Below are 13,704 nucleotides of genomic sequence, written 5' to 3' on the forward strand. Positions count from 1 at the left end.
GAAACGTCTTGCCACGCTGGGTCTCGCGGTAGTTGGCGGTGACGAACCACGCAATCTCGTCCGCACGACCCAGCCGGCCGATGTCGTTCGGGTTGTAGCCGGCGCTCTCGATGCCGACATACGATCCACCTGTCCACGAACCCGAGTTCTTGCCAAACCACACATCGGTGTTGTAACCGGAAAGTCTTGTGCGGTCCGGATCAAAGGTCACATAGTCCGCATCGGGTCGCTGAAAGTAGTGTACGGGGCTGCTCTGCAGGCGGGCGATGCGCTCTGAGGTCCCTGATACCGTTGAAAACCCCGCAGACCCATCGATCACGTAGGCTCCGCCCCGGAAACGGATGTTGAAGTTGGCCTGCCCGGTGTAGGCGTCCCGGTTCAGAATGGCGGAAAGATCGTCGGAAGCGTCCAGGTCGCGATTTACCGCAGTCGCAATGAATCCGAACGTGGAGCTGTTTTCGCCAAATTCCTGACTGGCCGCGACGGCCGTGTAACTGGTGAACGGCTCCACCCGCGTGCGGCCGAACTCGCCAGAATCGACATCAAAGGTGCGTGCATACTCTCCCTCGGTCGCCGCCGCCAATGCCGCGACCGAAAGCCCGGAGGACAATCGACCACTTAGCTTGCCCGCGCCCAGAATGGTGGTCGCATCAGGTCGCTCCACAAAGTCGCCTGAGGCAAAACCCGAGGGGCGCGCCCCAATGCGACGGGAATAGAAATGATTGCCTGACAGCAGATCCGCTCCTTCTGCGAAGAACGGACGGCGCTCATCAAAGAACGTCTCGAATGCCGTCAGATTGACCTCTGCAGGATCGGCCTCCACCTGACCAAAGTCCGGATTGACCGTTACGTCCAGCGTGAGGTTGGGGCCGAGGCCGACTTTGGCGTCCACACCCGCGCGGGTCTCCGTCTGGAAGTCAGAGCGGAACGGATCCTGCTCCTCGACTTCCGCCGCGGCCGTGCCGCTGCCCGCAACGTACGGCATCAGCTCAATGCGCCGCGAGGGCCGAATGCCTTCAATGTCTGTGAGGGCGCCAAAGCGTGATGCCCAGCCTGTCTCGTCTCTGGGGACCATCACCCAGTAAATGTCCTCGTTGCTGTTGGGGATCTGTCGATTGATGTTCAGCCCCCAAACCTGCCTGTCCGATTCGTTGAAACGCAGCTGAGAAAAGGGGATTCGCATCTCGGCCGTCCATCCAGGACCGGACACGCGCGCGCTTGCCGCCCAGACCGGGTCAAAGGAGTAGTCCGCATTCCCCTGCGAATCACCGTCCTGGTAGTAATCGATGCGCGCTCCGCCGGCCGTGATGCCAAACGAATAGGCGGTCCGACGATTCAGATAGGTGTCCAGCGAAATCACCAGCTGCTCGGCGTTGCTCTGTACGTCCCTTCTGGTCACCAGGGCGTTGATCCTCGACGGATCCTGAGCGTGCATGCGTGCCCCTACCAACAGCGCGTCAGCCGTGTACACAATGGCAACCTCGGTCAGAACCGACGGAGTTCCGCCTTCGACGGGTTCCTTCTCGACAAAATCCGAGATCCACGATGCCTCCTGCCAGACCGCTTCGTTGAGCACCCCATCGACCGCTACGTCCTCCGCGGCCCGGTGGGCGACTGCCGTCTTCGGGTAGGACCTGTCCGCGTCCGCCTGGGCTCGCACCTCAGGGGTGATGAACAGAAGACAGAGACCCAGGGGGAGCAGCCGGAAGCAGGCCATGACGCAGGGGCAGAAGGTGCTAAAAAAATCGCACTACGGGAGTTGGCGAGCCGGGTTACAGGGGTGCTAAAAAAAGTGCACTCTTGAAAAGTGGCATGTTCTTTCGCGCAACCTCTGCACGTCCGGCGGGCTCAGAACCTATCTTTTTGGCTTGTGGCCAAACCTGGATTCAGCTCGGATGTCATCCACCGAAACACTGCCAGAAACCGCACCAGCTGCCCGGCTGGAGATGCCGGAGGTAACCCCGGAAATGGTGGCCGATCACGGCCTGACCGAAGAGGAATACGGCTGGATCATCGAGCGCCTCGGTCGCGTCCCGACGTTCGTCGAGCTGGGGATCTATTCCGTCATGTGGAGTGAGCACTGCTCCTACAAGAACTCCATCGCCGTGCTCAAGACGCTGCCCCGTGACGGCGAGCGACTGCTGGTCGGCGCCGGTGAGGAGAACGCCGGTCTCGTAGACATCGGCGACGGACTGGCCTGCGCCTTCAAGATCGAGAGCCATAATCACCCGTCTGCAGTTGAACCGTACCAGGGGGCGGCGACCGGAGTCGGCGGAATTCAGCGGGACATCTTTACGATGGGCGCGCGGCCCATTTGTTCGCTCAATTCCCTTCGCTTCGGGAGTCTGGAAGACCCGCGCGTGCGGTATCTCTTCGACGGCGTGGTTCGGGGCATCGGGGACTACGGCAATTCGTTCGGGGTGCCGACGGTTGCCGGCGAGGTCTATTTCGACCCGTCATATGAGGGCAATCCGCTGGTGAATGCCATGAGCGTCGGGGTGGTAGACGTGAGGCATACCGCATCGGCCATCGCAGAAGGTCCCGGAAACGCAGTCTACATCGTCGGTTCTGCAACCGGTCGGGACGGCATTCACGGCGCCACGTTTGCTTCCGAGGAGATTTCCGAGGAGAGTGAGGCCAAACGCCCCTCCGTGCAGGTCGGTGACCCATTCACCGAAAAGCTCCTCCTGGAGGCCACCCTGGAGGTCATCAAGAAGGACCTCCTGGTCGGCATTCAGGACATGGGAGCGGCGGGCCTCACCTGCTCGTCCTGCGAGATGAGTGCAAAAGGAGAGTGCGGCATGATCATTCATGCCGATCGCGTTCCGATGCGCGAGTCAGGCATGACCCCCTACGAAGTGCTGCTCTCCGAATCTCAGGAGCGCATGCTGCTTGTAGCCAAACCGGGATGCGAGCCGGAAGTTGAGGCCGTGTTCGCCAAGTGGGACTTGCACGCGGTCCAGATCGGCGAGGTAACCGACACCGGCCAGGTGGAGATATTCTGGCACGGCGATCGTGTTGCCGAAGTGCCCGCGGAGCACCTGGTGCTCGGCGGGGGCGCACCGATCTATCACCGGGAGACGCAGCGGCCCGCCTACCTCGAAACGACTTCCTCCTTCTCGACGGAAGAGCTCGATGACCTGGGCCCCGGACAGGCACAACAGGTTCTCGAGCGTCTGATCGCATCGCCCAACATCGCCAGCAAGGAGTGGGTCTTCAGGCAATACGATACCATGGTGCGCACCAATACCGTGGTTGGTCCGGGACCCTCAGATGCCGCCGTTGTGCGCATCAAGGGCACCAACCGGGGGCTCGCCGCCAAGACGGACTGCAACGGGCGCTATGTCTACCTGAATCCGCGCAAAGGTGGGCGGATCGCGGTAGCCGAGGCGGCTCGAAATGTGGTCTGCTCGGGGGGCGAACCGGTCGCTGTAACGAACTGTCTGAACTTCGGCAATCCCTACAAGCCGGAGGTCTACTGGGTGTTCAAGGAGGCCGTAGGCGGCATGGGCGATGCGTGCCGCGCCCTGGGCACACCGGTCACTGGCGGAAACGTCTCGTTCTACAACGAGAATCCAAAGAGCGCGGTATTTCCGACGCCGACGATCGGAATGCTCGGCCTGGTGAACGACGTCGAACAGGATGCGACCACTAGCGACTTCAAATCGGCGGGAGACGCCATCGTGCTCGTATCTCCCGGGGCCTGGGTACATGCCGACAGGATTGACGGCTCGGAGTACCTGGCCACCGTGCACGGCCGCACGGCGGGTGATGCGCCGCATCTGGATCTGGATGAAGAGCTGGCTGTGCAGCAGACCTGTCTGGCGGCCATTCGCTCGGGCATGGTCAGCAGTGCACACGACGTAGCCGATGGCGGGCTACTCGTCACCCTGGCGGAGTCCTGTATTTCGGCTGACGGACTGGGCGCCGACATTGAGTTGAATATCGACGGCCGACTGGACGCTGCTCTCTTCGGAGAGGCGCAGTCCAGAATTGTGCTGTCCCTGGCCGCCGCAGATGTCACCACTCTCGAGGCTATGGCCCGGGAGCGTGGAGCGCAGGTCACACTCCTGGGGCAAGTCACAGGCAATGGCCGGCTCACGGTTTCCGGCCCCGACGGAACCCTCGTTTCCACGGAGGTTTCGGACCTCAGGAACCGCTACCATGCCACTATCCCGGGATACATGGGCTGACGGGATCCGGCAGAAATTGTCTGGTGTAACAAATATTACACGCAGCGAACCTAGATCATGCCGGCCGGACGCGACGTCCGGTGCGGCGGAAATCGCCTCTGGAAGCTGCCGGAGGCTGCAACAAGACTGAAATCATGGCTGACGACGCAAAATACATCACGCTCACGGACGACAACTTTTCCGACGAGGTCCTGAGCTCGGACCAGCCGGTGCTGGTGGACTTCTGGGCGGCCTGGTGCGGCCCATGCCGGGTGATCGCGCCCGTCATCGAGGAGCTGGCAGGCGACTTCGACGGACGCGCGAAAGTGGCCAAGCTGGATGTGGACCACAATCCGCAGACGGCGATGCACTTCAACGTGCGCTCCATCCCCACGCTGCTGTTCTTCAAGGACGGTCGCGTGGTAGACCAGCTCATCGGTACGGCTCCCAAGAAGGTGCTGGCCGAGCGGCTGGAGTCCCTCGCCACCCAGTCCGTCTGACTCATGGACTTTTCCGGTGCTAAACACCATCGTGTGGTGGTCGTCGGGTCCGGCCCTGCCGGGCTGACCGCAGCATTGTATGCCGCCCGGGCCAACCTCAGTCCGCTGGTAATCCAGGGGGCTGAGCCCGGGGGGCAGCTCATCACGACCACCGACGTCGAGAACTATCCCGGCTTTCCGGACGGCATTCTCGGCCCGGAGATGATGCAGAAGTTCGAGCAGCAGGCTGCCCGGTTCGGGGCCGAACTGCGCTGGGGCGTCATCACGGAGGTGGACTTCAGCCAGCGGCCCTTCCGCCTTGTGCAGGATGACGAAAAGCCCATTCTGGCTGACGCGGTGATCATCTCAACCGGTGCCTCCGCCAAGTACCTCGGTCTTGAAAACGAGCGCCGGCTTCTTGGATACGGTGTGTCTGCCTGCGCCACGTGCGATGGTGCGTTCTTCCGGGATCAGGAGGTGGCCATCGTGGGAGGCGGGGACACGGCGATGGAGGAAGCGCTCTTCCTCACCCGTTTCGCCACCCGCGTGCACCTGCTGCACCGTCGGGAGTCGTTGCGCGCTTCAAAAATCATGCAGGAGCGGGCATTCGCGAACGACAAGATCAAGTTCCACTGGAACACCGTGGTGACCGATGTGCTGGGCGACAAAACCGTCACGGGTCTTCGCGTGCGCAACGTGGAATCGGGCGAGGAATCGGAGCTCCCGGTAGAAGGGTTCTTCGTGGCAATCGGCCACAAACCGAACACCGAGGTGTTCGCCGGCCAGATCGACATGAACGACGTGGGCTACATCGAGACAAGGCCCGACAGCACGTACACCAACATCGAAGGGGTATTCGCGTGTGGCGACGCCCAGGACCATGTGTATCGGCAGGCCGTCACGGCAGCCGGCACCGGGTGTATGGCGGCCATCGATGCCGAGCGTTGGCTGGCCGAACAGGAAGAGCCGGTTCCTGCCGCTCAGAGCTAGTACCTGCTCGCGCGCCTGTGATGCGCACTAGCGCGTGAACAGGTGTTTCAGTACAAACCAGACGTTTTCCTTGCGCTCCCGCAGGCGCCGTGAGAAATACGGCACCCATTTGGTCCCGTAAGGGATGTAGACCCGCATGTTGTAGCCCTCGGCCACGGTCTGCAACTGGGTGTCGTTTCTAATACCGTAGAGCATCTGGAACTCGAAATCGTCTCGTGAGACGCTGTTGGCCTCCACATAGGACTTGACGGCCGCGATCAGGATGTCGTCATGGGTGGCAATGGCCGGGTACCGACCCCGCTGCATGAGCACTTCCATGTGCTCGAGATATCGGGTGCGGATGGTGTCCATGTCCTGGTACGCAATCTCGGCCGGCTCCTTGTAGGCACCCTTGCAAAGGCGCACCCGCGCTCCAAGCTCACACATGCGTGCGACGTCCTCGCCGGTGCGCTTCAGATAGGCCTGCAGCACGATGCCCACGTTGTCCGGATATTCCGGATGCACGCGTTCAAGAATGCCTACGGTGGACTCGGTGACATCGCTGCCTTCCATGTCCAGCCGGACGAACGTTCCGCTTGCCTTGGCCACGTCCAGGAGCCGGCGCAGGTTTGCCACGCAGAACTCCTCGTCGATCTTCTGGCCCAGCATGGACAGCTTGATCGAGATGTTTCGGTCGATGCCGTCCTGCTTGCCCAATGCGTGGAGCAGTCTGAGGTATTGATCCCGGGCTTCTTCAGCAAGCTTGCGCTTGGAGATGTACTCCCCGAGCAGGTCCAGGGTGGTATACAACCCCTGGTCCCGCAGGGACTGGGCCACCGGAAGCGTGTCTTCCAGGGTTTCCGCGGCAACGAATCGACGTGCCAGGAAAAAAGGCAGTTTCATGGAGCGTCCTGGTTGTGAATCACGGGGCCAGTGCCTGGTCCAGGTCGGCCAGCAGGTCGTCAATGTGTTCGAGCCCCACCGACAGGCGAAGCAGCCCCTCCGGCGAGGTCGGAGGCTCCGGTTCTATGGAGGCCCGGTGTTCGACCAGGCTCTCCGTGCCTCCCAGAGATGTAGCTCGGCGAAACGTACGCATTCGCGCCGCAACGGCCATGGCTGCCTGTCGCGCCCCCGGAACTTCAAAGGACAGCATGCCGCCGAACGCGTGCATCTGGCGACGTGCCACCTCGTGACCTGTCTGGTGCGGGAGTCCCGGATAGTGCACGCGGCTGACCGCGGGGTGCGCCTCCAGGAAGTCCGCGACGTGGGCGGCATTGCGACAATGCAGATCCATGCGCGCCCCCAGTGATCGGAGGCCACGCAGCGTCAGCCATGCGGCGAAGGGCCCCATCACGGCACCTGCCTGCTTCTGAACTTGCCGAACGGCCTCATAGGGCCCATCGGGGTCAGCGGCAACAACGGCCCCGCCCAGCACATCCGAGTGCCCACCCAGGTACTTGGTTGTGGAATGCAGCACGAACGTGGCACCCCAGCGCAGAGGCTGCATGAGCACAGGCGTGTTCCATGTGGAGTCGACCACAGTCGGAATGCCGCGGGATGCCGCCTCCCCGCAGACGGCCTCCACGTCCGTGATCTGGACCAGTGGGTTGGAGGGCGATTCGATCCAGATCAGTTTCGTGTTCTTCCGGATGGCGCCGGTCCAATCGTCCGCATAGTCGACCGCGGTTATCTCCAGTCCCCACTGTCGCCAGACCGTGTGGGCAAGATGTCGAACACCATGGTAGACGTCGTTCGGCAATACCACGTGCCCTCCTGCGCACAGCGCCATGATGAGCGCGTTGGACGCCGCCATTCCCGACGAAAACGCCGCACAGGCACCGCCCCCCTCGAGTTGGGCGAGTGTAGACTCGAACAGTGCTCTGGTGGGATTGGAGTCGCGGGCGTACACGTGCCCGCCCGGCCAGCTGCCGTCCTCCGCGCGCTCAAATGTCGTGGAGAAGTGGACCGGCGGGGTCAGGGCGCCGGTCTCGGAATCCGCCGAGCAGCCTGCCGAGGCCAACATGGTTGCGATGCGGGTCGGGGAGTCCGCCATGGGGCATCAGGGAGTGACCAAAAAAAATCGGGCTGCAATGTAACTGTGCGGGAAGTGGTCCCGTAGGGTTCAATGCGTCTTCCGATGAGTGGTTGGGGGACACCCGCTCCGATTGGGAAGCAGGTGTCCCCCTTCCATCGTTTTGGGGCTCCGAGACCGCGTAGAGCAGGGGCGTTTGCTCGGGATGAACGGCAGATTTAGGGCCGTCGCCGGGTTAAGCGCCGGCGGCGATTGACCGATACCGGAGGGAGAAGAATCCGCAATCCATTTCCTACGGATGCCCCCTCGCAATCACAGGTCGCCACGGGCGACGGTGCTACTGGCAATCGCGATCGCCCTCCTGGGGGCGCCCGCATCCGGTGCCGGTACCTCTGGGGAGAAGGGGACGTACGAAACTGTCGAGCCGCCGGTCCCGGGCTCATGGACGGCCAGCTTTGATGAGCTGTCGCAGGTCCAGCTGGACCGCTGGACCACCCACGATGGGCTTCCGCTGACGGCCGTTGAGCGGGTCATTCAGGGGCCAGACGGCTACCTCTGGCTGGCGACCCAGGAAGGCGTCGTACGATTCGACGGGTACGACTTCGACGTGTACACCAAGATGAACTCCGGCCTGCGGTCGAACAACATCTATTCGATGCATGTCGACCCGACTGGTGTATTGTGGATCGGCACCCGGTCCGGCGGGGTGGCTCGCTATCAGGACGGCACGTTTGTGAGTGTTGAGATTCCCGGACTGGACGAAATGTCCATCGCCAGCATCGCTTCGGATCCGTCCGGAAGCCTGGTGCTCGGCATGTCCGACAGCACGGTTGTGCGCGCCACCTTTGCTTCCGACGGAAGCGTCTCCACCACGCCCGTGGCAGCACCGCACATCCAGGGTATCACGAAGGTCCTTACCGACGATTCGGGTGCGGTCTGGATCGCGACCCGTGAGCACGGCCTCTTCCGCTATGGGCAGGGCGTGACCACCAGCTTCGTCCAGACAGGGGCTTTGACCTCCACCTATATCAACGACCTTTCCATTGCCCCGGACGGCAGTATCTGGGTTGCAACGGACGAGGACGGCATCGCCCGCATCCAGGGCTATCGCATTCACACCTACGGGCAGGAGGCGGGGTTGCCGCCAGGCAAGATCAGAGGCATTCTTGCCGATCCGAACGGCACGGTGTGGATCGGCACCGAGGCCCATGGCATCTGGAGACTCACCGGTGGGGTGATCAGTCAGCCGGACGGCCTCGGGGGCGACCAGGATCGCGACATCCGCGACATCCATTTTGATCGGGAGGGCTCTGTCTGGATGGCGACGGACCAGGGTCTGCAGCGCATCCGGAACGCACGGTTCAAGACCTACGGCGTCGAACACGGTCTGCCAACCGAATATGTGCAGACCACCATGGAGGCCTCCGACGGGGCCATCTGGATTGGTACGCAGAATGGGGTCGCCCGCCTCTTTGAGGGCAAGGTCGACTCCGACTTTCCCGAGATTGGTGAGGTCTACGTCTACAGTCTCGCTGAGGACGCTCGGGGTCGAGTCTGGATCGGTACCAGAAACGGGATCTGGATCTACGACGAGGGCAGTCTGACCCATCGCACCGCTGCCTCCGGCCACCTGCCGCATGATGTGGTGTTTGCGCTTTCGGCAGGTCCGTCGGGCATCTGGATGGGAGGGCGCCTGGGCGTAGCCCTGCTCACGGACGACGGGTTTACAAACATGTCCTCCGAACAGGGCCTCAGCTCCAACGACGTAACGACCATCTACGAAACTGCGGAGGGAGACCTCTGGGTCGGAACGTACGATGCAGGCCTGGATCTCGTGCGGGGAGACAGTGTCGTGGCCAACTATATCGCGGGCGCTTACATCACCGTGCTCTACGAGGATCACGACCGCGATCTCTGGGTCGGTATTCGCGGCGGCGGCTCCGGTGGTGGCCTGGCCCTTCTCAAGGGCGGCATTCTCTACGAGTTCCGCGAGGAGCATGGAATGCTCAGCGATATCGTCTCGTCCATTCTCGAGGATGAGGACGGCGGCATCTGGATGACGAGCAACGTCGGGGCATCCAGGGTTCAGAAGTCCATGTTGCTGGACTTTGCGCACAACCGCATCCAGACCATTACGCCGGAAGTCTTTACCGATCGTGACGGCCTGCGCACCCGCGAATTCAACGGTGGCACGCAGCCTTCGGGCTGGGCGGGATCAGACGGTCGACTGTGGCTGCCGGGACCGCAGGGTCTGGTATCGGTCAATCCCTACGAGAAGAATGACGTCGCCCCGTACGTAATCATCGAGCACTTCCGAGCCGATGAGTACCACGGTCGCGGAGACGTGGATACCGTGCTCGAGCCCGGTACGCAGCGCTTCGAGTTTACCTTTACGGCCCCGTCCTTCGTGGCACCGGGCAAGACCTCCTTCTCCTACCGGCTGGAAGGCTACGATCGTGGCTGGGTTCAGCTCGGCGCGGGTGGCTCCCGGCAGGCCGTCTACACCAACCTCGCCCCGGGCGTTTACACCTTCCGTGTGCGGGCCCAGAATGGCGATGGGGTCTGGAGCGAGAACGAAGCCAGCGTCACCTTCGAGTTGGTGCCGTTCTACTGGCAGACCACGTGGTTCCGCGCACTCTGTGTGTTCCTGTTCGTACTGGCTGGAGGGTACGCCTATCATCGCCGTATGGCCGGCATGCGCGCCCGCGCTGCCAAGCTTGAGGCTCTGGTAGACGAGCGTACCAAAGACTTGCGGGAGGCCATGCGGCAGACCGAAGACGCGCTGGAGCAGACGGAGATCGCCCGGCAGGAGGCCGAGGCCCAGCGCGAGCTGGCAGAAGAAGCCAAGACGGTCATTGAGCAGCAGGCCAATCAGCTGCGTGAGATGGACCGCATCAAGACGAGGTTCTTCAACAACATCTCCCACGAATTCCGCACCCCGCTGACGCTGAACATCGGCCCGATGGAGAACGCGATGCTTGGCGAATACGGGCAGGTCTCTCCCGAACTCCGGCGCCAGCTGGAAGTCATGTTGCGGAACTCACGTCGCCTGCTGCGCCTGATCAACCAGCTTCTGGACCTGTCCAAGCTTGAGTCAGGGCGCATGAAGCTCAAGGTGACCGAAGGCAACCTGACCGAACTGGTCGAGGGCATCGTCTATTCGTTCACGCCGTTTGCCGAACGGAAGGAGCTGGACCTCTCCTTCAACAACGAGTTGGGCGACGCCGAATTCCTGTTCGATCCGCTGGGGCTGGAGAAAGTGTTCTTCAACCTGCTCTCCAACGCCGTCAAGTTCACACCGGATGGTGGCACCATTTCGGTGTACATGGAGCCCGGAACGCTGGAGTCGGAGGGCAAGGAGGTCGAGGCCGTCACGGTAACGGTCTCCGACACCGGGCAGGGGATTCCGGAGAAGGACCTCGAGCACATTTTCGACCGCTTCCATCAGGTGGACGGTACCGTCTCCAAGGTCCAGGAAGGCACGGGCATCGGTCTCGCACTCGTGAAGGAGCTTGTCGAACTGCACGGCGGGCGCATCAGGGTGAAGAGCCTGCTCGGTGAAGGCACCGAGTTCCAGGTCACACTGCCGCTGGATGCCTCGCTGCTGGGCTCCCACGAGGTGATTGTTGACGGATATGCCGTCGCACCCGCCGAGCTCGGCCCGATGGTGGAGATGGCCGTCTTCGAGGAAGCAGAAGAGGAGTCGGAGGCGCACATTGAGGTGGCTGACGACGCTCCACTCGTGCTGGTGGTCGACGACAGTCCGGACATCCGGGAGTACGTGGCCCAGTGCCTCAAGTCACGCTACCGCGTGGTAACGGCCACCGATGGGGCCAAGGGGCTGGAGATGGCGCGCATCGTCCGTCCGAATCTGGTGGTGTCGGACGTCATGATGCCCAACATGACCGGATTCGAGATGACGCGCGCCCTCCGGGAAAACGATGTGACCAAGCAGATTCCGGTGGTCCTGGTGACCTCCAAGGCCACGCCGGAGGACAAGATTGAAGGTCTGGAAGCCGGTGCAAATGACTACGTAGCCAAGCCGTTCAGCGCGCGGGAGTTGCTCGCGCGTGTCGAGAACCTGCTGCGTGTGCAGGAGCAGAAGAGCAGCCTGGAGCGCCTGAACTCGGACCTTTTGGCTTCCAACACCGCTTTGCGTCAGGCCAGTGAGATGAAGTCGCAGCTTCTGTCGATCGCATCTCACGACATGAAGAACCCGCTGACAGCCATTCGGGAGTTTGCCCGCATCCTTCGCGAGGAGAGTGATCAGACGCACCAGCTGGAGCTGCTGGACATGATCTTCGACTCGTCGAACGACATGCTTGCTCTCATCTCACAGCTGCTCGATTCGGCAGCACTCGAGGGGGGCAACCTGGAAGTGGCGAGGGAGCAGACCGACCTGGTGGATCTCGCGGAGAGGGTCGTGGAACGCAACGTGCGCATGGCTGACCGCAAGGGTCAGGTCATCCACATGACGATGGACGATGCGGAAGCCTGCGCCATTTCGGTAGATGGAGAGCGCATCCGGGAGGCGATGGACAATCTCATTTCCAACGCCATCAAGTATTCCCCGCTGAAGTCCAATATCTACGTCAGCATGTCGCGGCAGCGCGGCGAGGTGGTGTTCTCCGTCAGGGACGAAGGCCCCGGCCTCACGGACGAGGATCACAGTCGTGTATTCGGCAAGTTCAGAAAGCTGTCTGCGCGCCCCACCGGCGGCGAAACGTCCACAGGCCTCGGCCTGTCCATCGTGAAGCAGATCATTGAACTGCACGGCGGGCGGGTGTTTGCCGAAGGCGAACCCGGGAAGGGCTCGACATTTACGTTCGTGGTGCCGGACCTGGCTTCGGACCCGATTCGGGATCGGCCTGCGCTGGGTCGCCAGGACCGCGCATCCGGCCGCGGTTCGACGCCGGAAGGCCAGGCCTGACAGGGGTCTTCGGCGTGTTTCCGGGCGCTCAAGCAGCCCCTCCGCTGGATGCGTCGCCAAGGCCGCCAAGGCGTGCCAGGCCGCCTCGAGGCGAGTGCGGAGGTTGATTCCGGGCCGCGTATTGAACCTTTCGGGCCTCGAAACGGGCATAGAGGTTTCATCGGGGCCACGCATTGAACCTTTCGGGCCTCGAAACGGGCATGGAGGTTTCATAGGGGCCACTTATCGAACCTTTCGGGCCTCGAAACGGGCATAGAGGTTTCATCGGGGCCACGTATTAAACCTTTCGGGCCTCGAAACGGGCATAGAGGTTTCATCGGGGCCACGTATCGAACCTTTCGGGCCTCGAAACGGCATAGAGGTTTCATCGGGGCCACGTATTGAACCTTTCGGGCCTCGAAACGGCTTAAGAGGTTTCATCGGGGCCACGTATCGAACCTTTCGGGCCTCGAAACGGGCATAGAGGTTTCATCGGGGCCACGTATCGAACCTTTCGGGCCTCGAAACGGCCTAAGAGGTTTCATCGGGGCCACGTATTGAACCTTTCTGGCCTCGAAACGGGCATAGAGGTTTCATCGGGGCTGCCCATTCAACCTTGCCGGCCCCAGGCACCGCGTTGGTGTCCCGGTAGTCGCCTGTCTCGATTCCGGCCATCGACACCCGCAATGTCTCCGGATCGGGTGCCACCCCGAGGCGTAGCAGCGGCATGTCCCGCTTCCGCAAACCCAACTCGCTGTCCTCTCTGCTGGGGAATGTGGTGGAGGATTTGGGGCTTTCGACGCGCCTCAACGAGACCAAGGTCGAGGAGACCTGGCGACAACTCGCCGGACCTCAAGCCGATCGCGTCACGCGACGCGTGCGCATGAAGGACGGCGTGCTGACAGTCTACCTGACCGATGCCACCTGGCGGCATGCCCTGCACGCGCAACGGAAGGAATGGTGCACGCGCCTGAACGTGGCGCTCGACGGCGAGCCCGTGCGGGAGATCATCTTCCGCTAGCCGGGTCTGCCTTCGCCCGGCCGCCTAAGCCTCTCCCGGCGAACTCAGCCCGGGCCGGCGAGCTCAGCCTCTCCCGGCGAACTCAGCCTCTCCCGGCGAACTCAGCCCGGCCCGGCGTGCTC

At 62.4% G+C, this 13,704-nt stretch carries 8 protein-coding genes (1 of these 8 only partly in view); 5 read left to right on the forward strand and 3 right to left on the reverse strand.

Annotated features, from left to right (window positions below; translation table 11 throughout):
* Positions 1 to 1,717 carry the 5' portion of a carbohydrate binding family 9 domain-containing protein gene (locus tag JJ896_05715; GenBank protein MBO6779128.1) on the reverse strand. Its footprint begins 899 nt before the window's first position, so 1,717 of the gene's 2,616 nt are visible here — the first part of the coding sequence; it begins with the start codon at positions 1,715 to 1,717; its stop codon lies beyond the left edge, outside the window.
* A 178-nt stretch (positions 1,718 to 1,895) separates the two neighbouring features.
* Between JJ896_05715 and purL the strand changes: the two genes are divergently transcribed.
* The 3 genes from purL (at position 1,896) to trxB (ending at position 5,641) form a co-directional block, all read left to right on the forward strand.
* Complete coding sequence (gene purL / locus JJ896_05720; protein ID MBO6779129.1) at positions 1,896 to 4,193, forward strand: phosphoribosylformylglycinamidine synthase subunit PurL; 2,298 nt, start codon at positions 1,896 to 1,898, stop codon at positions 4,191 to 4,193.
* A 134-nt stretch (positions 4,194 to 4,327) separates the two neighbouring features.
* Entirely contained in the window at positions 4,328 to 4,672 is a 345-nt protein-coding gene (gene trxA, locus JJ896_05725; protein MBO6779130.1) for a thioredoxin, read from the forward strand.
* A gap of 3 nt (positions 4,673 to 4,675) precedes the next feature.
* Positions 4,676 to 5,641: a thioredoxin-disulfide reductase gene (gene trxB, locus JJ896_05730; GenBank protein ID MBO6779131.1), complete on the forward strand. Its 966-nt coding sequence runs from the start codon at positions 4,676 to 4,678 to the stop codon at positions 5,639 to 5,641.
* Between the two features lie 27 nt (positions 5,642 to 5,668).
* On the opposite strand, the gene JJ896_05735 is transcribed toward trxB, so the two are convergent.
* The gene (locus tag JJ896_05735) at positions 5,669 to 6,523 is read right to left on the reverse strand and encodes a proline dehydrogenase family protein (GenBank protein ID MBO6779132.1); all 855 of its coding nucleotides are present in this window, start codon (positions 6,521 to 6,523) and stop codon (positions 5,669 to 5,671) included.
* A gap of 19 nt (positions 6,524 to 6,542) precedes the next feature.
* Positions 6,543 to 7,673 (reverse strand): PLP-dependent transferase, encoded by a 1,131-nt coding sequence (locus JJ896_05740; protein ID MBO6779133.1) that lies wholly within the window; start codon positions 7,671 to 7,673, stop codon positions 6,543 to 6,545.
* 277 nt (positions 7,674 to 7,950) lie between these two features.
* Here JJ896_05740 and JJ896_05745 point away from each other — a divergent pair, with 277 nt between their 5' ends.
* Both JJ896_05745 and JJ896_05750 read left to right on the forward strand, forming a co-directional pair.
* Positions 7,951 to 12,582 carry a response regulator gene (locus JJ896_05745; protein MBO6779134.1) on the forward strand — a complete coding sequence of 1,544 codons (4,632 nt, stop codon included), beginning with the start codon at positions 7,951 to 7,953 and terminating at the stop codon, positions 12,580 to 12,582.
* 706 nt (positions 12,583 to 13,288) lie between these two features.
* Positions 13,289 to 13,582 carry a DUF721 domain-containing protein gene (locus tag JJ896_05750; protein MBO6779135.1) on the forward strand — a complete coding sequence of 98 codons (294 nt, stop codon included), beginning with the start codon at positions 13,289 to 13,291 and terminating at the stop codon, positions 13,580 to 13,582.
* Positions 13,583 to 13,704: the final 122 nt, after the last annotated feature.

The sequence above is a fragment of the Rhodothermales bacterium genome, assembly GCA_017643395.1.
In the GTDB taxonomy this organism is placed as follows: domain Bacteria; phylum Bacteroidota; class Rhodothermia; order Rhodothermales; family UBA10348; genus JABDJZ01.

Coding starts and splice junctions, on each gene's coding strand:
- JJ896_05735 (MBO6779132.1), bottom strand. CDS start 6,523: ATGAAACTGCCTTTTTTCCTGGCACGTCGATTCGTTGCCGCGGAAACC.
- trxB (MBO6779131.1), top strand. CDS start 4,676: ATGGACTTTTCCGGTGCTAAACACCATCGTGTGGTGGTCGTCGGGTCC.
- JJ896_05740 (MBO6779133.1), bottom strand. CDS start 7,673: ATGGCGGACTCCCCGACCCGCATCGCAACCATGTTGGCCTCGGCAGGC.
- trxA (MBO6779130.1), top strand. CDS start 4,328: ATGGCTGACGACGCAAAATACATCACGCTCACGGACGACAACTTTTCC.
- JJ896_05750 (MBO6779135.1), top strand. CDS start 13,289: ATGTCCCGCTTCCGCAAACCCAACTCGCTGTCCTCTCTGCTGGGGAAT.
- JJ896_05745 (MBO6779134.1), top strand. CDS start 7,951: ATGCCCCCTCGCAATCACAGGTCGCCACGGGCGACGGTGCTACTGGCA.
- purL (MBO6779129.1), top strand. CDS start 1,896: ATGTCATCCACCGAAACACTGCCAGAAACCGCACCAGCTGCCCGGCTG.